We start from the raw sequence: 16,447 nt of genomic DNA, 5'->3' as shown, positions 1-16,447 counted from the left end.
ATAAAGAAGCAGGAACATGCGAGCGGAAATCGAGAAAATTGTCGACGAAACCAAGCAGGCCATAAGCCTGCTGAGGAGGCATCTTTGACTGGGATCAGGCGGTAAGACGACTGGACTGGTTGAACAATAAGTCAGAGGATCCGAACCTCTGGAACGATGCCACCGAAGCCCAGAAGCTGATGCGCGAGCGCCAGCAGCTTGATGACGGCATCAGCGGCGTGCGCGCTCTTGAGCAGCAGGTTGCCGACAATGTCGAGCTGATCGAGCTTGGCGAGGAAGAGGGCGATGCCGACGTCGTCCGCGAGGCCGAAGAGGCGCTGAAGGCGCTGAAGACCGAGGCTGCGCGACGGCAGGTGGAAGCCATGTTGTCGGGCGAAGCCGACAGCAACGACACTTACGTCGAAGTCCATTCCGGCGCCGGCGGCACGGAGAGCCAGGACTGGGCGAACATGCTGCTGCGCATGTACACCCGCTGGGCCGAGCGCCAGCGTTTCAAGGTGGAGCTTCTGGAAGTTCATGACGGCGAAGAAGCCGGCATCAAGTCCGCGACGCTTCTGGTCAAAGGCCACAATGCCTATGGCTGGCTGAAGACCGAATCGGGCGTTCATCGCCTGGTGCGTATCTCGCCCTATGACAGCAACGCGCGCCGTCATACGTCCTTCTCGTCGATCTGGATCTATCCTGTGGTCGACGACTCGATCCAGATCGATATCAACGAAGGCGATTGCCGTATCGATACTTACCGTTCGTCCGGCGCCGGCGGCCAGCACGTCAATACGACCGATTCGGCCGTGCGTATCACGCACATCCCGACCGGCATCGTCGTGCAGTGCCAGCAGGAACGCTCGCAGCACAAGAACCGCGCCAAGGCGTGGGACATGCTGCGTGCCCGCATGTACGAAGCGGAGTTGATGAAGCGGGAAGAGGCGGCCAACGCCGAAGCTGCGTCAAAGACCGATATCGGCTGGGGCCACCAGATCCGCTCCTACGTCCTGCAGCCCTACCAGCTCGTCAAGGACCTGCGCACCGGCGTCACCAGCACCGCTCCGGACGACGTGCTCGACGGCGATCTCAACGAGTTCATGGAAGCAGCGCTCGCCCACCGCATCAGCGGCGCAGCCGATGCCGTTGTGGATGACGTGGACTGAGATCAGGATTTGTCTGAATAAAAGAAAGCCCCGGAAACGGGGTTTTTTTGTTGGTTAGCGATATGCCGTCACGGCAGTGGGCAAAGTCATTCTCAACCCGAAAACTGTTCCGCCAGGATCCGGTCCGACCACGACCTGTCCGGATCGGACAGGATGCGCGCTGTCGTGTCCTCACTCTGGGTGATCCGGACGCCGACAACCGATTTGACCTCGGTATTGTCGGCTGCGGCGTTGACCGGGCGCTTTTCCGCTTCGAGCACGGTGATATCGACCGTGACCTTGTTCGGCAGAAGCGCGCCGCGCCAGCGGCGGGGGCGGAAGGCGCTGACCGGCGTCATGGCGAGCAGCGGCGCTTCCAGCGGCAGGATGGGGCCATGGGCGGAAAGATTATAGGCGGTGGAGCCCGCCGGCGTCGTCACCATCAGCCCATCACAGATCAATTCCGGCAGGCGCACCCGGCCGTCGATCTCGACCTTCAGCTTTGCCGTCTGATAGGACTGGCGAAACAGCGACACCTCATTGATGGCGAGCGCAACGCAGCTGCTGCCATCCGCATTGCGGGTGGTCATCTGCAGCGGATGAAAGGCGTTCTCGACGGCGGCCTCGATGCGCTCCAGCAGGTTTTCCGTGCGATAATCGTTCATCAGGAAGCCGATGGAGCCGCGATTCATGCCATAGACGCGCTTGCCGGAGTTCATCGTCGTATGCAGCGTCTGCAACATGAAGCCGTCGCCGCCGAGCGCCACGACAATATCGGCATTCGCCTGCGGCGTCTGGCCGTAAAGACGAATCAGTTCCTCTTGCGCGGCCTGGGCTTCCGGCGCGGTCGAGGCGAGAAAACAAACAGATTGAAAAGCGCGTGACATGCAACGTCCTTTAAACAGTCATACTAGGTAAATGATATTCCCCCTATGCGACAAGACGTTTCGCAAAGACTGGTGAATCCACAAGGGGATGGCCGATCCACCGGATCAAGCGGAATGGGCGATTTTCCTCTTTACAGGAAATCAAAATCTGCTACTTGGCATGCCGTTGTGCCCTTGTAGCTCAGTTGGTAGAGCACCTGATTTGTAATCAGGGGGTCCCGGGTTCGAACCCTGGCGGGGGCACCACTTTTTCCCAGTGATGAAAGATCTCATGAGTTGGCTGCCAGATCGCCCAGCGCGAGAAGGCATTTGCGTCGGCATGATTGGAAGTGTCATCCTTTGGGTATTCACGATGATCGCCGACATGCGATTCTCTTTTTGCTAGGTGTGAAAATATGACCGGTAAGCCCAAGAAGCCCAAACTTGAACATTCCGAACTCTCCGGTGAATTCACCGACGACGGCATGACCGTGCTCGTAGATATCTTTCGTCCAGCAGGTACTGAGCAGGACTGGCGGATGGAAGTGATCACGCCCGACGAGGATCTGATCGAATGGGAAGAGCCCTTTGCGACGGATCGTGAGGCGTTTGACGAGTTCCTGGCGACGGTCGCCCGCGATGGTATCAAGACGTTCTTCGACGATACCGATCCGGCGGTTCACTAGCCGAGGCTCGTGCGCCTGACGGGCCTCTCTGGGGCGAATCCGGTGCGGATGCGGGCGTATTTACAATGCCCGAAATGGGCATACACTTTCTCCCTCAACTGCGGACGAGGGAACGGCCATGCGCAACGCATTCAGGCATATCGTCTTGGAACTGTCGCTCGTCGCGGGCGCGGTCATTGCAAGTGCGCCGGCGTTGGCCGGCCAGGACTGCTACTGCAAGAACAGCGATGGAAAACAGCATGCCATTGGCGAGGTTACCTGCATGACTGTGGGCGGTCGGAGCTATCTTGCCCAGTGCGAGATGAACCTCAACGTCACCTCCTGGGCGAAATTGCAGGATGGCTGTCCGGTCACCCAGCGATCGCCATGGCAACAATCAGCTTGGCGCCCGCAGTCGATTGCAGTTCGCTGAATAGGCCTGCTCTAATGGCAGCGGTAGGCGCGCTCTGATAGCGCTCCCATGCCTGAGCGGGTCATGAGCTCATAGAGAATGCGCCGACCGAAGGGATTGTGCAGGCGGATGGCGTCGGATCCCAGGAAGTGCGTCTCAGCCCGTTCGAAGGCTCTGAGATGCGGCGCCCGCAGGATCGCCGCGCGGTAGAAATCGTGAAATTCGCGCCGGCAGACATAGGTCTTGTATTTCGTCATACAGAAGGCCGAAAAGCCCTGATCGTTGTTACGCAGGAAATCGGCGACACCGACAGTCACTTCCGGCCAGGCGGGATTGAAGGTGTCGTCGAAGACGATGACGCCGTGGTCGGCGATCGTCTGTTGTGCCAGTCTGCAGTCGGCCTGCAGATTCGCCAATGTGTGGCCGCCGTCTATGCTGAAGAAGCGCACCTTGCCGACCTTGTCGAATACGTCCTTTGGCGACAGTTCCGCGCTATCGCCGACGACGAGCAGATCTCTGTCGACCGGCAGGCCAAGACGGTCACCATTCCGTAGGAATGAGCGATATTGTTCGGAGGTGCCGTTCGACATTTCGCCGATGTCGAAGAGATCGATGCCGAGTACGCGGTCGTCCGGCGAGGTGATCTTTTTCAGGAGAAAATAGGAGCGGCCGAAATAAACACCGATCTCGGCGACGCCGCCTTGCAATCCATGCTCGCGTTGACGCTCCAGGATGGAAAGGTAAACAAGGGCATCGGGCGGATCGATATATCCTTCAACACTTCGCAAATCGTGGAAGATGAATTTACGGATATTCGATGGAATCATGCACGCTGCGCCTGTTTTGCAATATGTCTTATCTCAATCAGTTTTAGGCTGATCTAATGTTAGATAGTCATATTGCGGGGATTTCAACCCGTAGCTGGATATCGGGTTTTTAGCCGCCTTGCTTGCGCACCAGCAGCATCGGGTCTCCCTCTTCCTCGTCGGATGTCTTGAAGCTGCCGTCCGGCTGCATGTCGAAGGAGAGCGAGGAGCCGTCGCCCCCCATCAGCACCAGCCCAAAGCCTTCCATGGCCCAAAGGGAAAGCTTGAGATCGGCAATGTTGGCCGGGCAGTCGCCACCCGGTGACATTTTCGGCGTGCCATCCTTGTCGGTCTCGCTGGTCAACGTAACATCGCACATGGCCTTTCCATCCGGCTGCCGGACCTGCCAGACGCCGCTCAGGCTTGCGGTGGTGGGGACATGGTCGACATCGCCGAGCGCCGGCAGCAGCCACATCGCGTCGCTCCCTTCGCTTTCCCAGGGCGAGCCTTCCTCTTCCTGAAGGCGAAGCAGGACCTTCTGCGCCGCATCGCTGATGGTGAGCGAGCCATCGTCGGTGAAATTCCAGGCGGCTGCCTTGGCGAGCGCGGGCAGGGCGGTTGCGCAGGCATCCGCGCCGCTGATGGTATAGCCGCCAGCCGTTTTCGCGGTCTCGAAGGTGAGGCGGCAGCCCTTGGCGCCATTCTCGGGCGCCAGCAGCCAGGTGCCCGCCTGCGCCTGTACAAGTTCGTCATCGGCAGCACGCGCCGGCTGGCCGGTGGCGAGGATGACGGCGGCAAAAGCCGCCGCGAGACCAGAACTATGGATCAAGGCAAATTCCCCCAAAATCTGCTGCGACAGCGTCGTGCCGCTAGCTTTTCAGATAGGACCGTGCCGCATAAAGCGCGATGGCGGCCGCGTTCGAGACGTTGAGTGACTTGATCGCGCCCGGCATGTCGAGCCGTGCCAGCGCATTCACGGTTTCCCGCGTCTTCTGGCGCAGCCCCTTGCCCTCCGAACCGAGGACAAGAGCGACCTTCTCGCCCGAAAACGTGCCTTCGAGCGGCGCTGGTCCTTCCGAATCAAGGCCGATGCTGACGAAACCGAGGCGATGCAGCTCGCCGAGAGCGTCTGCGAGGTTGGTGATCTGTATATAAGGGATGAGTTCCAGCGCGCCGGAGGCGGATTTCGCCAGCACGCCTGATTCGGTCGGGCTGTGACGCTGCGTGGTGATGACGGCGGCGGCGTCGAAGGCGACGGCCGAGCGCATGATCGCGCCGACATTGTGGGGATCGGTCACCTGATCGAGCACCAGCAGCAGCGGGCTGTCTTTCAGCGCTTCAAGGCGGCGAACGGGCAGGGGGCGGGTCTCCAGCATCACGCCCTGATGGATGGCTTCAGGACCGAGCACCTTGTCGATATCCTGCGGCGAGACGATCTCGACGGGAATGCCAATCGCATCGACCGGGCCAATCTCCAGCCGCACCAGCGCATTCTGCGTCGTCGACAGCTTGATATTTTTCCGCTCGGGATTGGCAAGGGCGGCGCGAACCGTATGCAGGCCATAGAGATAGACCTGATCAGGTGTGAGCGCCGGCGGCTTCCAGTCGTCCGCGCCGGGCCGTTTGCGTTTCTGCGGCACCGGCGTCGGGATTTCGCCGCGCTCGCGCTTGGCGTCGCGATGCGCCCGCCGCAGGGTGGCGTAGTGTGTGTCCTTGGCCGATTTGTCGTCGGCGGTGTTTTCTGGGCCTGAAGGGCCGGAGGTTCTGTCTTTGCTCATGCGGCTTTATAGCGGCAGCGCCTCGGAGCGCATAGTCCTCTTTCATCCACGGGTTTTTCCCGAGGCTGAAATTTTTTCGTCATTTTTGGCAATTCCTTGTGTTGACAGACGGAAACGGGCCGGTCATATACGCGGCGCAGATCGAAGCGGCGACGCCCGGTCTAGCAAGCTTGGTTGCAAGATCCAGTCGGAATACTGGAGGGATGCCCGAGTGGTTAAAGGGGACGGACTGTAAATCCGTTGGCTCAGCCTACGTTGGTTCAAATCCAACTCCCTCCACCATTCCGGACCGGATCTTGACCACCCGCCGCGGGTATAGCTCAATGGTAGAGCAGCAGCCTTCCAAGCTGAATACGCGGGTTCGATTCCCGCTACCCGCTCCAGATTTTCAATCAATTGGTTATATAACGTGTCGTCGTATGTCGGCTGCGACTTTTGACGACGCTCTCGCCTTGAGTGCACACGTTTAGATCAGGCGGCGGCCTTGTTCGTTTTGAGCAATGGGAACGTATTCCTGGACAGGGACTTGGCCCTTGTCGCTCAAATAGAGCTCCCAGCCTTTAGGCAACGACAGCCACCGTCGGTCGCGTCGATTGATGACGCCCGGGTAAGATCGAAGGTATCCGCCGCTATCAAGCGGGAGTGAGCATTTTGCCCATGGCGACGTTGAGCTTCTGCTTCACCTGCTCGACGCTATCAGCGACATACAGCAAAAGCGGCACGCCGTTCGGATTGGACACTGTTGTGGCGATAATGGTGTATTTCTGTCCGGCTGCGACGTACACCACATTATGTGGGTTCACGTAGATCGTGCCAATGCTCGCGTCCGCGCTTGTCAGTTGAGCTAATGCCATCTCAAATCTCCAAAACGGTCGATGCGCTATCAATGCACGTTCTGTTTGCAAAGTCGATAGTGTGGTAATCGCAATGCGGATCTTCGCCGCCGTGGCTCCGGGCGATATCCGCCGCATCCAGGACAGATAGCCCGCGGTTGACCCCAAGGGCGCATCATAGATTCATCGCTGTGGCTTCAACGCGGATGAATCCGGCGCCACTGGCTGCTCTTGCGAAAACCGGTCCTCCTGCATCTTCAGTGGTTCATAAGATATTCAGCTATGCATCTTTGACGTGAGGGGTTGCTTATATTTTAATGAGCGGTAGATATTTGTGGGCCAACCGAAAAGGGGGAGTGCACATGGGTATCTTCGACAAGATCAAGAATGCAATCTGGGGAGAGGCAAAGGCTGCCGAAGTTTCTCCCACGGCAACGCCAACCGCCACTACCACTGCTGGCGCGGCACCTTCATCTTCCGCGCCGACGACGCCAGCTGCAACCGCGCCGGCCTCCACGACATCGGCTTCCCCTGTGGATATCGCTTCGATCCTCGACGCGGCCGTGAAAAAGAGCGGTCAGAAGCTCGATTGGAAACATTCGATCGTGGATCTGATGAAGGCGCTGGGGATGGATGCGAGCCTTACGGAACGCAAGGAGCTTGCCCAGGAGCTGGGCTATACCGGCGATGCGGGCGATTCCGCCAAGATGAACATCTTCCTGCACAAGGCGCTGCTGAAGAAGCTTTCGGACAATGGCGGCAAGGTGCCGGCCGATCTGCTCGATTGATCGCAGCTGGCTTATGGCGCGCTGCTTCTGGAGCGGCGCCGTAAGTCTACGCTAGACAGGCGATCCCCGAGATCGCGACTTTCAGCGCCCTTTCCCTTTATCGGAGAGGGCGCTTTGCGTTGGCGCGGCGCCATCGGCTTGATAAATGCGGATGCGATCTTGCTCCCGGCATCTGGAACTATTTCCTCGACATCCCTATCTAAACGGCTGAACCGGCAAATGCTTTTATGTCTTTCCGGATCGGCCGGCGAAACCTTCACGGCGAATCGGTGCCGAGGGCCGCTCACTGCCCGTCATCGGCCATACCTAGCCAAGAACAGGGCCTGCAATTAAGTCTTGCGCAAATGCGATGAAAGCCTTAAACGGCGGCACTAAACCGGTTCGCCGGGGTCACTCATTTACGTTCACAGGAAGCATTCAAATGGCAAAGAGTAAGTTTGAGCGCAATAAGCCGCACGTTAACATCGGCACGATTGGCCACGTTGACCACGGCAAGACGTCTCTGACGGCAGCGATCACGAAGTACTTCGGTGAGTTCAAGGCGTATGACCAGATCGACGCCGCACCGGAAGAAAAGGCTCGCGGCATCACGATTTCGACGGCACACGTTGAATATGAGACGCCAGCTCGTCACTACGCCCACGTCGACTGCCCCGGCCACGCTGACTATGTGAAGAACATGATCACGGGTGCGGCACAGATGGACGGCGCGATCCTGGTTTGCTCGGCAGCTGACGGCCCGATGCCGCAGACGCGCGAACACATCCTGCTCGCCCGCCAGGTTGGCGTTCCGGCGATCGTTGTGTTCCTGAACAAGGTCGACCAGGTTGACGACGCCGAGCTTCTTGAGCTCGTCGAGCTTGAAGTTCGCGAACTTCTGTCGTCCTACGACTTCCCGGGCGACGATATCCCGGTGATCAAGGGTTCGGCACTTGCTGCTCTTGAAGATTCGGACAAGAAGATCGGCGAAGACGCGATCCGCGAGCTGATGGCTGCTGTTGACGCCTACATCCCGACGCCAGAGCGTCCGATCGACCAGCCGTTCCTGATGCCGATCGAAGACGTGTTCTCGATCTCTGGCCGTGGTACGGTTGTTACGGGCCGCGTCGAGCGTGGTATCGTCAAGGTTGGCGAAGAAGTCGAGATCGTCGGCATTCGTCCGACGTCGAAGACGACGGTTACCGGCGTTGAAATGTTCCGCAAGCTGCTCGATCAGGGCCAGGCAGGCGACAACATCGGCGCGCTGGTTCGCGGTGTTAACCGTGACGGCGTCGAGCGTGGCCAGATCCTGTGCAAGCCGGGTTCTGTGAAGCCGCACAAGAAGTTCATGGCCGAAGCCTACATCCTGACGAAGGAAGAAGGCGGCCGTCATACGCCGTTCTTCACGAACTACCGTCCGCAGTTCTACTTCCGCACGACGGACGTTACGGGCATCGTTACGCTTCCGGAAGGCACGGAAATGGTTATGCCAGGCGACAACATCACTGTTGCCGTTGAGCTGATCGTTCCGATCGCGATGGAAGAAAAGCTGCGCTTCGCGATCCGTGAAGGCGGCCGTACCGTCGGCGCCGGCATCGTCGCCAGCATCGTTGAGTAATCCTCGGATTATTCCTTGATTACGAAGGCCCCGCTGGAAACAGCGGGGCCTTTCGCATTTTGGGACGGAGGAGGGGCAGGTTTCTACCTGGTGACCTCGATGGACTACGTCAGATTTGCGAGGGCTCGGTGAAGGATGTCGGCAACGAAATCGCTCTTGCCGCCGGTATAGTGATCCCAATCGCCATCCGCTTCCTCGGCCAGCCGTCTCTTCAGCGTTGCATAGTGTTCGGCCATTTCAGGATGGGCACGCAGGTAATCGCGAAAGAGGATGCGATCACGATGGGCGGGATTGCCGGGTAGAGACAGGTAAAGCCTCGTTCCGTAGGGCGTTTCATCCTTGGTGAACGTCCATCTGTCAGCTCCGTACGGATCGCCGTGAAAGACATAGCCATCCTTCTTGAGATGTTCCGTGGCGTTGATCCTGGCTTCATTTGATGAGAGCACGGCGTCGATATCGAGCTTTGGCTTGGCGCAAAGTCCGGGGACGGATGTGCTGCCGATATGATGGATATCCGCGGGATGGCCGAGCAGGGTGGCGATCGCCTCACTTCGGCTTCGGAAGAGGGCGGGCCATGCGGGATCGTAGTCGACAAGCTTGATCGGACGCATGCGCCTCACCCTTGAACGTTCCACCACTGCCAACGGATATCTAATCCGCCGGCTGAGACAATCCGACCGCTTCACCCGTCTTGCGAAACGCCGGAAACGGTCTATCTATCGCTCGATTTTACCAGGAGGAGATTTCATGAAGAAGCGTATTTTGTTCACCGGCGGCAGCGGCAAGGCCGGGCGTCACACGGTTCCCTGGCTGATCGAAGCCGGCTACGAGGTCCACAATATCGATCTCGTGCCGCTGAATAGCCCCGGCGTCACCAATTTGCAGGCCGATGTCACCGATGCGGGACAGGTTTATAACGTCCTCACCATGCATCGTGATTTTCCCGATCTCGATCAGGGCAAGGGTGTGCAGCCCTATGACGCCGTGGTGCACTTCGCCGCCGTGCCGCGCATCCTCTTAAAGCCGGATAACGAAACCTTCCGCATCAACACGATGAGCACCTATAATGTCATCGAGGCAGCGGCCAAGCTCGGCATCAAGAAGATCATCGTCGCCTCCAGCGAGACCACCTACGGGGTCTGCTTCGCCGAGGGCCATCGTGATTTCCACCAGTTTCCACTGGAGGAGGATTATGATGTCAATCCGATGGATTCCTATGGCCTCTCCAAGGTCCTGAACGAAAAGACGGCCCGCGCCTTCGCCGAACGTTTCGGCATCGACATCTACGCGCTGCGCATCGGCAACGTCATCGAGCCGCATGAATATGAGCGCTTCCCGGAGTTTTTCGCCGATAGCGAAATCCGCAAGCGCATCGCCTGGAGCTATATCGACGCCCGCGATCTCGGCCAGATCGTTCATCTCTGCATCGAAAAGAACGGCCTCGGCTTCCAGGTTTTCAATGCCGCCAATGATACTGTATCGGCCAACACGCCGTCGCGGGAACTCGCCGCCAAGCACTTTCCGAACGTGCCCTTCACCCGCGAGATCGGCGAGTATGAGGGCCTGCTCTCCAACCGCAAGATCCGCGAGGTTCTCGGCTTCAAGGAAGAGCATGATTGGCGGCAATACGTGAAGGTTTGAGGCGACGCTGGCAGCGAGACGATACCGGGCGCGGCTATCGCGTCCGGTCGAACCTACGGAAAGGGGAGGGTAGCCTCTCCATTTGTTACGGCTGAAAACCAAAAATGCTTCCGCAAACACTCGACAAATATCAGCGTTGAAGTAAGTAGGTTTGCGTTCGCAAGGCGTATCGGGGAAATTGCAATGGCATTTGACGATACAGTCGCGATCGGTGTTCGGAGTGGGCATGCGATGGCTCATGCGCCGGCACGATGTCCGGCAGCGCAATCTGCGCTGCGACGGAAAGATGTTTTTAGTCGGCTGATCTCCTAGGCGGTCGGCCGTTTAGGAGGGACCATGAACGACGGTGTTGCACGTATTTTTGTCGGCTTCGACTCTAAGGAAGTTGTCGCCTATCACGTTCTCGCACAAAGCATAATCGAGCGCTCCTCGATCCCGGTGGTGTTTTCGCCGATCGTGCTCAGCAATCTCGACGGCATTTTCACGCGCGAGCGCAATCCGCTGCAATCAACCGAGTTCTCCTTCTCCCGCTTCCTGGTTCCCTACCTCAGCGACTTCGAGGGCTGGAGCATCTTCATGGATTGCGACATGCTCGCCCGCGCCGATATTGCCGAGCTCTGGAAGCTGCGCGACGATCGCTATGCCGCCATGTGCGTCAAGCATGATTATCAGCCGAAGGTCGAAACCAAGTTCCTCGGCCAGACCCAGACCAAATATGAAAAGAAGAACTGGTCGAGCATGATCCTGTTCAACAATGCCAAGTGCAAGGCATTGACGAAGGATTTCGTCAACACGGCCACCGGCCTTCAACTCCATCAGTTCAAGTGGCTGGAGAGCGATGACCAGATCGGCGAGGTTCCCGTGACCTGGAATTATCTCGTCAACGAATACGATCGCCGTGAAGACGCCAAGCTCGTACATTTCACCGATGGCGGGCCGTATTTCGACGAGTATCGCAACGACGATTATGCCGACGAATGGTTCGCCATGCGCGACCGCCTGCTGCACGTCCAGCAGAAATAGCAAGAACAGGATCAGGGCGTGACATCCGAAACAGGAACCGACAAGCCTGCTTTCCCGGCAGCGGGAGCCGCGGCAGGTCTGACGACCACCGAGGATTGGCGCTCCATACTGACGGCGTTTTCCCATATCGTCCTTGTCGCCAACAGCGACACGGTCGATATCGGGAGCCTTCAGGCGCAGTATCCGCCAACAGCCCTCTTCGTCTTCTTCAATAAGGTCTACAAGGTGCTGGATCGCCCCTTCCTCGGGCATTCGCTGCTGGTTTCGCGCGGCCAGCCGCGGGGTGCCAACATCGTCTATCGGGACGAGGTGGGTGAAGTGGTAAAGTTCTTCCCGAGGGAATATTTCCTCGGCATCATGAACATCCGCCTCGGCCTTGAGGAGAAGCTCAATCCCGCCGCCGATTTCCAGGGCGCGCCGACCGGCCACCTCGATCTCGTCGGTTTCTGCGGCGATCTCTACACAGAGGCCAAGACGCCGACCAGCGGCTTTGCCCTGGCGCTTTGGCTGAGCGATCTGAAACTGCCCGGCGCCATCGTGCTGGCCGGTTTCTCGGCCAAGCGCAGTGAAAAGTGGAGGGTAGTCTCGGTCCACGACTGGAGCTTCGAGCAGACCTTCCTGCGTCTCTTCGCCCGGTTGGGCAAGATCACCATCCATGGCGGCGTTTCCGCCAATGCCTATACCCGGCTTGCCGAGCGCTTCTCGGAAATTCCGCCCGCCGAAATTTCGCTGGCGGTGGCGGAAGTGCTGTCCGAGCGGCTCGGCAATACCGATGCTCAGGTCGACAAGCTGATTTCGCTGACCAATGTGATTCGCTCCACGGACAATTTCCTGCGCCGTTTGCGGCCGAAATTTCTGAAGGGGACGCCCGGCGAGCAGAAGGAAGGCTAAAACCTGCCGATGCGTCGCCGTTGAATGGGGGGTGAGACGCCCACGGTTCCCTGCCATCGCTGTCGTGGCGATGGCTTGCGCCGAACGAAGCGGCGGACCTGATTGGGAAAAAACAAAAAACGCACTTGCCAATCGTTTCGTCCCGTCTTAAAGGGAGCGCCATGTTTCCGAAAGGCGCTGACGGTCAACCGCACGGCGCCGGTGATTGGAGCATGAAGGGGTATAGCTCAGTTGGTAGAGCGGCGGTCTCCAAAACCGCAGGTCGTAGGTTCGAGCCCTGCTGCCCCTGCCATTTTCCTTGATTTGACTGGCGCGTCCTTTCGCTGCTTCTTGGGTTGGGGATATGCCGGATTGGCGGCAAATTTTCGAAAGCATCGAATTCTCTCTTGTTAAATCGGGAATCGGTGTTTATGTAGGGGTTCAACAGACACGCGGTGCGTGGGGCTGATATGTTCAGCTTTACGCGCCGTAATTGCGTGGGCAGTCAATGGCATCCAAATCGAATCCACTAGCGTTTCTGCAGCAGGTCCGCTCCGAGACGTCGAAAATCACTTGGCCGTCCCGCCGCGAGACGATGATCTCGACGGTTATGGTGCTGGTCATGGTCGTTTTTGCTTCGCTGTTTTTCTTCGCCGCTGACCAGCTCATCGGCTGGATTCTCGGCTACGTGCTGAACACCGGCAATTGATATCGAGTGGAGATGAACATGGCGGCACGTTGGTACATCGTCCACGCTTATTCTAATTTCGAAAAGAAAGTGGCTGAATCCATTGAGGAGAAGGCCAAGCAGAAGGGTCTCGGGCATCTGTTCGAAAAGATCCTCGTGCCGACCGAGAAGGTGGTTGAAGTGCGTCGCGGTCGCAAGGTCGACAGCGAGCGCAAGTTCTTCCCGGGTTATGTGCTGGTTCGCGCCAACCTGACGGATGAAGCTTACCACCTGATCAAGAATACGCCGAAGGTCACTGGCTTCCTCGGCTCTGACAATAAGCCTGTTCCGATTCCGGATTATGAAGCCGATCGCATTCTCGGCCAGGTCCAGGAAGGCGTCGAGCGGCCAAAGGCTTCCGTGTCGTTCGAGATCGGCGAACAGGTCCGCGTTTCGGATGGTCCGTTCGCTTCGTTCAACGGCACGGTTCAGGATGTGGACGAAGAGCGTTCGCGCCTGAAGGTGGAAGTTTCGATCTTCGGTCGCGCTACGCCGGTCGAGCTGGAATACAGTCAGGTCGAGAAGGTCTGATCGTTTTGTCGGATTGGAAAGATCAGTCATTGCTGGCTGGTCTTTCGTTCGGGTTTGGATGTAAGTAAGTAAATACTTATTTACATCTCGCGGCTTCGCCGCAATCCGCGTGGAAGGGTAGGGGTCTTAGCCGGACCTTTTGACCCGCACCACGCAACCGCAGCCGCCGGAGCAATCCGGCACAAGAGGCCGGGCAACCGGTCAGTTAGAAAGGCAGAGAGAAATGGCTAAAAAAGTTGCAGGCCAGCTCAAGCTGCAGGTAAAGGCCGGCTCGGCGAATCCGTCGCCGCCGATCGGTCCTGCGCTTGGTCAGCGTGGCATTAACATCATGGAATTCTGCAAGGCGTTCAATGCCGCCACGCAGGAAATGGAAAAGGGTATGCCGATCCCGGTCGTCATCACCTACTACCAGGACAAGTCCTTCACCTTCATCATGAAGCAGCCGCCGGTCAGCTACTTCCTGAAGAAAGAAGCAAAGATTCAGTCCGGCTCGAAGACGCCCGGCAAGGGCGCCAAGGCTGGTACCCTCACCAGGGCTCAGGTGCAGTCTATTGCCCAAGCTAAGATGAAGGATCTGAACGCCGCCGATATCGAAGGCGCAATGGCCATGATCGAGGGCTCTGCCCGCGCCATGGGCCTGGAAGTGGTAGGTTAAGATCATGGTTGCAAAGCGTATTCAGAAGATCCGCGAAGGCGTTGATCCCACAAAGCTCTATGCTCTGACCCAGGCCATCGGCATGGTCAAGGAACGGGCTATCGCCAAGTTCGATGAAACCATCGAAGTTTCCATGAACCTCGGCGTTGACCCGCGTCACGCTGACCAGATGGTTCGTGGCGTTGTCAACCTGCCGAACGGCACTGGCCGCTCGGTTCGCGTTGCGGTTTTCGCTCGCGGTGCCAAGGCTGACGAAGCCAAGGCTGCCGGTGCTGACATCGTCGGTGCGGAAGAGCTGGTTGAAATCGTTCAGGGCGGCAAGATCGACTTCGATCGTTGCATCGCGACCCCGGACATGATGCCGCTCGTCGGTCGCCTCGGTAAGGTTCTCGGCCCGCGCGGCATGATGCCGAACCCGAAGGTCGGTACCGTCACCATGGACGTCAAGGGCGCTGTTGAAGCCTCCAAGGGCGGCGCAGTCGAGTTCCGCGTCGAGAAGGCTGGTATCGTCCATGCCGGTATCGGCAAGGCTTCTTTCGACGCCAAGGCTCTGGAAGAAAACATCCGCGCTTTCGCCGACGCCGTCATCAAGGCGAAGCCGGCTGGCGCCAAGGGCAACTACGTCAAGCGCGTAGCCATCTCTTCGACCATGGGTCCGGGCGTCAAGATCGAGCTTGCCTCGGTCACGGCTCCGAACGCCTAATGATTTTGGCCGGGCGTTGAGCCCGGCTTCTCAAGAATTCCCGGCCTTTCGAGGCCGGGATATCCGGAGAAATCCGGAATTCCTGTCCGAGATTGCAGGTGGTTATCCCTTAATCACTTAAGCCTGCATGAGACGGGTAAGACCCGAATTTTGATGAAGCTTTGCTTCGATGAACTCGGTTCGAGCCTTGGATGCCTTGTGCCTTGGAGCCTTACGGCTCGAGCGCGAGGGGACAGGATCCTCAAGCGTCGCTTGGGATCTCTTTTGATCCCAGGAGGCAAAAGGCAACCCGGCAGGCCCGTTAACCCGGTCCTGTCAACTGGAGAAAAGCAGTGGAAAGAGCGGAAAAACGCGAATTCGTCACGGAACTGAACGAAGTCTTCAAGGCTTCGGGCTCGGTTGTCGTGGCCCACTATGCTGGTGCTACAGTCGCACAGATGAACGATTTTCGTTCGAAGATGCGCGCTGCAGGCGGCACCGTCAAAGTCGCGAAGAACCGCCTGGCCAAAATTGCTCTTCAGGGCACGGATGCGGAAGGGATCTCTGATCTCTTCACCGGTCAGACGCTGATTGCATACAGCACTGATCCGATTACCGCTCCGAAGGTCGTCGTGGATTTCGCCAAGGGCAACGATAAGATCGTTGTTTTGGGCGGCGCCATGGGAACAACAACGCTCAACGCCGATGGTGTGAAGTCGCTCGCGACCCTGCCGTCGCTGGACGAGCTGCGTGCGAAGCTGCTGGGCATGATCCAGACGCCAGCTACCCGCATCGCAGGTGTTGTTGCAGCACCGGCAAGCCAGCTTGCTCGTGTGTTCTCGGCCTACGCCAAGAAGGACGAAGCCGCTTAAGGCGGTTTTTCGCTGTTCATAATCAACCAGTTCGAACCGAACAAAAGGAACTAAAAAAATGGCTGATCTCGCAAAGATCGTAGACGACCTCTCCTCGCTGACCGTTCTCGAAGCCGCAGAACTGTCCAAGCTTCTCGAAGAAAAGTGGGGCGTTTCTGCCGCTGCTCCGGTAGCTGTTGCTGCTGTTGGCGGCCCGGCTGGCCCGGCTGTCGTTGAAGAAGAAAAGACCGAGTTCGACGTCATCCTCACGGATGCCGGCGCGAACAAGATCAACGTCATCAAGGAAGTCCGCGCCATCACCGGTCTCGGCCTCAAGGAAGCCAAGGACCTGGTCGAAGCCGCTCCGAAGGCTGTCAAGGAAGCTGTTTCCAAGGCTGAAGCCGCTGACATCAAGAAGAAGCTCGAAGACGCCGGCGCCAAGGCTGACGTTAAGTAAGCTTGAAACTGCTTTGGGAGGTGGCATTTTGCTCCCTCCCATTTGCCGTTTTTTTGAACAAATTACCCAAAAGCCGCAGGTAAAACGGCTTTTGGGTAATGGGTTCTTCAAGAGGATGGTCTCAAACCGAACCGCGAC

At 58.2% G+C, this 16,447-nt stretch carries 20 protein-coding genes and 4 tRNA genes; 18 read left to right on the top strand and 6 right to left on the bottom strand.

Features of this window, described 5'->3' with window-relative positions; all coding sequences use genetic code 11:
* The first annotated feature begins 16 nt into the window (after positions 1-16).
* A protein-coding gene (prfB, locus tag AC1RO0_RS17160; RefSeq protein ID WP_110924596.1) for a peptide chain release factor 2 occupies positions 17-1,148 on the top strand; the annotation gives its coding sequence in 2 pieces (ribosomal slippage) (positions 17-85 and positions 87-1,148; 1,131 coding nt in all).
* A 92-nt stretch (positions 1,149-1,240) separates the two neighbouring features.
* On the opposite strand, the gene AC1RO0_RS17155 is transcribed toward prfB, so the two are convergent.
* Entirely contained in the window at positions 1,241-2,014 is a 774-nt protein-coding gene (locus tag AC1RO0_RS17155) for an NAD kinase (RefSeq protein ID WP_007691966.1), read from the bottom strand.
* A 170-nt stretch (positions 2,015-2,184) separates the two neighbouring features.
* Here AC1RO0_RS17155 and AC1RO0_RS17150 point away from each other — a divergent pair.
* The 3 genes from AC1RO0_RS17150 (at position 2,185) to AC1RO0_RS17140 (ending at position 3,091) form a co-directional block, all read left to right on the top strand.
* Positions 2,185-2,260: transfer RNA gene (locus AC1RO0_RS17150), tRNA-Thr, on the top strand.
* Positions 2,261-2,409: 149 nt separating this feature from the next.
* Entirely contained in the window at positions 2,410-2,679 is a 270-nt protein-coding gene (locus AC1RO0_RS17145) for a hypothetical protein (RefSeq protein WP_498594071.1), read from the top strand.
* Positions 2,680-2,797: 118 nt separating this feature from the next.
* Complete coding sequence (locus AC1RO0_RS17140; RefSeq protein ID WP_498594070.1) at positions 2,798-3,091, top strand: hypothetical protein; 294 nt, start codon at positions 2,798-2,800, stop codon at positions 3,089-3,091.
* Between the two features lie 11 nt (positions 3,092-3,102).
* Here the strand turns inward: AC1RO0_RS17140 and AC1RO0_RS17135 are convergent, their stop codons facing one another.
* The 3 genes from AC1RO0_RS17135 to rlmB all read right to left on the bottom strand — a co-directional run bounded on the left by AC1RO0_RS17135 (position 3,103) and on the right by rlmB (position 5,654).
* The gene (locus AC1RO0_RS17135; RefSeq protein ID WP_498594069.1) at positions 3,103-3,897 is read right to left on the bottom strand and encodes a class I SAM-dependent methyltransferase; all 795 of its coding nucleotides are present in this window, start codon (positions 3,895-3,897) and stop codon (positions 3,103-3,105) included.
* Between the two features lie 109 nt (positions 3,898-4,006).
* Positions 4,007-4,705: a protease inhibitor Inh/omp19 family protein gene (locus AC1RO0_RS17130; RefSeq protein ID WP_498594068.1), complete on the bottom strand. Its 699-nt coding sequence runs from the start codon at positions 4,703-4,705 to the stop codon at positions 4,007-4,009.
* 40 nt (positions 4,706-4,745) lie between these two features.
* The gene (rlmB, locus tag AC1RO0_RS17125) at positions 4,746-5,654 is read right to left on the bottom strand and encodes a 23S rRNA (guanosine(2251)-2'-O)-methyltransferase RlmB (RefSeq protein WP_498594067.1); all 909 of its coding nucleotides are present in this window, start codon (positions 5,652-5,654) and stop codon (positions 4,746-4,748) included.
* A gap of 197 nt (positions 5,655-5,851) precedes the next feature.
* On the opposite strand from rlmB, the gene AC1RO0_RS17120 reads away from it, so the two are divergent.
* Together AC1RO0_RS17120 and AC1RO0_RS17115 are read left to right on the top strand one after the other, a co-directional pair.
* Positions 5,852-5,936 (top strand) — tRNA-Tyr (locus AC1RO0_RS17120).
* A 27-nt stretch (positions 5,937-5,963) separates the two neighbouring features.
* A tRNA-Gly gene (locus AC1RO0_RS17115) sits at positions 5,964-6,037 on the top strand.
* 249 nt (positions 6,038-6,286) lie between these two features.
* Here the strand turns inward: AC1RO0_RS17115 and AC1RO0_RS17110 are convergent.
* Complete coding sequence (locus AC1RO0_RS17110; RefSeq protein WP_498594066.1) at positions 6,287-6,508, bottom strand: hypothetical protein; 222 nt, start codon at positions 6,506-6,508, stop codon at positions 6,287-6,289.
* A 341-nt stretch (positions 6,509-6,849) separates the two neighbouring features.
* On the opposite strand from AC1RO0_RS17110, the gene AC1RO0_RS17105 reads away from it, so the two are divergent.
* Together AC1RO0_RS17105 and tuf are read left to right on the top strand one after the other, a co-directional pair.
* On the top strand, positions 6,850-7,275 hold the full coding sequence (locus AC1RO0_RS17105) for a DUF3597 domain-containing protein (protein ID WP_498594065.1): 426 nt from the start codon (positions 6,850-6,852) through the stop codon (positions 7,273-7,275).
* 421 nt (positions 7,276-7,696) lie between these two features.
* A complete protein-coding gene (tuf, locus tag AC1RO0_RS17100) occupies positions 7,697-8,872 on the top strand; it encodes an elongation factor Tu (RefSeq protein WP_498594064.1) in 1,176 nt (391 codons plus the stop codon).
* A 104-nt stretch (positions 8,873-8,976) separates the two neighbouring features.
* On the opposite strand, the gene AC1RO0_RS17095 is transcribed toward tuf, so the two are convergent.
* Positions 8,977-9,483, bottom strand: a complete 507-nt coding sequence (locus tag AC1RO0_RS17095; RefSeq protein ID WP_498594063.1) for a GrpB family protein — start codon at positions 9,481-9,483, stop codon at positions 8,977-8,979.
* 136 nt (positions 9,484-9,619) lie between these two features.
* Here AC1RO0_RS17095 and AC1RO0_RS17090 point away from each other — a divergent pair, with 136 nt between their 5' ends.
* The 10 genes from AC1RO0_RS17090 (at position 9,620) to rplL (ending at position 16,309) form a co-directional block, all read left to right on the top strand.
* Entirely contained in the window at positions 9,620-10,513 is an 894-nt protein-coding gene (locus AC1RO0_RS17090) for an NAD-dependent epimerase/dehydratase family protein (protein ID WP_498594062.1), read from the top strand.
* Between the two features lie 336 nt (positions 10,514-10,849).
* On the top strand, positions 10,850-11,536 hold the full coding sequence (locus tag AC1RO0_RS17085) for a glycosyltransferase (RefSeq protein ID WP_498594061.1): 687 nt from the start codon (positions 10,850-10,852) through the stop codon (positions 11,534-11,536).
* An 18-nt stretch (positions 11,537-11,554) separates the two neighbouring features.
* A complete protein-coding gene (locus AC1RO0_RS17080; RefSeq protein WP_498594060.1) occupies positions 11,555-12,427 on the top strand; it encodes a 3-deoxy-manno-octulosonate cytidylyltransferase in 873 nt (290 codons plus the stop codon).
* Positions 12,428-12,643: 216 nt separating this feature from the next.
* Positions 12,644-12,719, top strand: a tRNA-Trp gene (locus AC1RO0_RS17075).
* A 195-nt stretch (positions 12,720-12,914) separates the two neighbouring features.
* Positions 12,915-13,115, top strand: a complete 201-nt coding sequence (secE, locus tag AC1RO0_RS17070) for a preprotein translocase subunit SecE (RefSeq protein ID WP_007702178.1) — start codon at positions 12,915-12,917, stop codon at positions 13,113-13,115.
* An 18-nt stretch (positions 13,116-13,133) separates the two neighbouring features.
* Positions 13,134-13,664: a transcription termination/antitermination protein NusG gene (nusG, locus tag AC1RO0_RS17065; RefSeq protein ID WP_007702181.1), complete on the top strand. Its 531-nt coding sequence runs from the start codon at positions 13,134-13,136 to the stop codon at positions 13,662-13,664.
* A 223-nt stretch (positions 13,665-13,887) separates the two neighbouring features.
* A complete protein-coding gene (gene rplK, locus AC1RO0_RS17060; protein ID WP_153370594.1) occupies positions 13,888-14,319 on the top strand; it encodes a 50S ribosomal protein L11 in 432 nt (143 codons plus the stop codon).
* 4 nt (positions 14,320-14,323) lie between these two features.
* Complete coding sequence (gene rplA / locus AC1RO0_RS17055) at positions 14,324-15,022, top strand: 50S ribosomal protein L1 (RefSeq protein WP_007702186.1); 699 nt, start codon at positions 14,324-14,326, stop codon at positions 15,020-15,022.
* Positions 15,023-15,354: 332 nt separating this feature from the next.
* Complete coding sequence (gene rplJ / locus AC1RO0_RS17050) at positions 15,355-15,873, top strand: 50S ribosomal protein L10 (RefSeq protein ID WP_498594059.1); 519 nt, start codon at positions 15,355-15,357, stop codon at positions 15,871-15,873.
* Between the two features lie 58 nt (positions 15,874-15,931).
* Positions 15,932-16,309, top strand: a complete 378-nt coding sequence (gene rplL, locus AC1RO0_RS17045; RefSeq protein ID WP_498594058.1) for a 50S ribosomal protein L7/L12 — start codon at positions 15,932-15,934, stop codon at positions 16,307-16,309.
* Positions 16,310-16,447 lie beyond the last annotated feature (138 nt).

This window comes from Rhizobium sp. GW821-FHT14E12, assembly GCF_058803745.1.
This window is presented reverse-complemented; position numbering and strand designations above follow the sequence as displayed.

Coding starts and splice junctions, on each gene's coding strand:
- AC1RO0_RS17155 (WP_007691966.1), bottom strand. CDS start 2,014: ATGTCACGCGCTTTTCAATCTGTTTGTTTTCTCGCCTCGACCGCGCCG.
- AC1RO0_RS17145 (WP_498594071.1), top strand. CDS start 2,410: ATGACCGGTAAGCCCAAGAAGCCCAAACTTGAACATTCCGAACTCTCC.
- AC1RO0_RS17140 (WP_498594070.1), top strand. CDS start 2,798: ATGCGCAACGCATTCAGGCATATCGTCTTGGAACTGTCGCTCGTCGCG.
- AC1RO0_RS17135 (WP_498594069.1), bottom strand. CDS start 3,897: ATGATTCCATCGAATATCCGTAAATTCATCTTCCACGATTTGCGAAGT.
- rlmB (WP_498594067.1), bottom strand. CDS start 5,654: ATGAGCAAAGACAGAACCTCCGGCCCTTCAGGCCCAGAAAACACCGCC.
- AC1RO0_RS17110 (WP_498594066.1), bottom strand. CDS start 6,508: ATGGCATTAGCTCAACTGACAAGCGCGGACGCGAGCATTGGCACGATC.
- AC1RO0_RS17105 (WP_498594065.1), top strand. CDS start 6,850: ATGGGTATCTTCGACAAGATCAAGAATGCAATCTGGGGAGAGGCAAAG.
- tuf (WP_498594064.1), top strand. CDS start 7,697: ATGGCAAAGAGTAAGTTTGAGCGCAATAAGCCGCACGTTAACATCGGC.
- AC1RO0_RS17095 (WP_498594063.1), bottom strand. CDS start 9,483: ATGCGTCCGATCAAGCTTGTCGACTACGATCCCGCATGGCCCGCCCTC.
- AC1RO0_RS17090 (WP_498594062.1), top strand. CDS start 9,620: ATGAAGAAGCGTATTTTGTTCACCGGCGGCAGCGGCAAGGCCGGGCGT.
- AC1RO0_RS17085 (WP_498594061.1), top strand. CDS start 10,850: ATGAACGACGGTGTTGCACGTATTTTTGTCGGCTTCGACTCTAAGGAA.
- secE (WP_007702178.1), top strand. CDS start 12,915: ATGGCATCCAAATCGAATCCACTAGCGTTTCTGCAGCAGGTCCGCTCC.
- nusG (WP_007702181.1), top strand. CDS start 13,134: ATGGCGGCACGTTGGTACATCGTCCACGCTTATTCTAATTTCGAAAAG.
- rplK (WP_153370594.1), top strand. CDS start 13,888: ATGGCTAAAAAAGTTGCAGGCCAGCTCAAGCTGCAGGTAAAGGCCGGC.
- rplA (WP_007702186.1), top strand. CDS start 14,324: ATGGTTGCAAAGCGTATTCAGAAGATCCGCGAAGGCGTTGATCCCACA.
- rplL (WP_498594058.1), top strand. CDS start 15,932: ATGGCTGATCTCGCAAAGATCGTAGACGACCTCTCCTCGCTGACCGTT.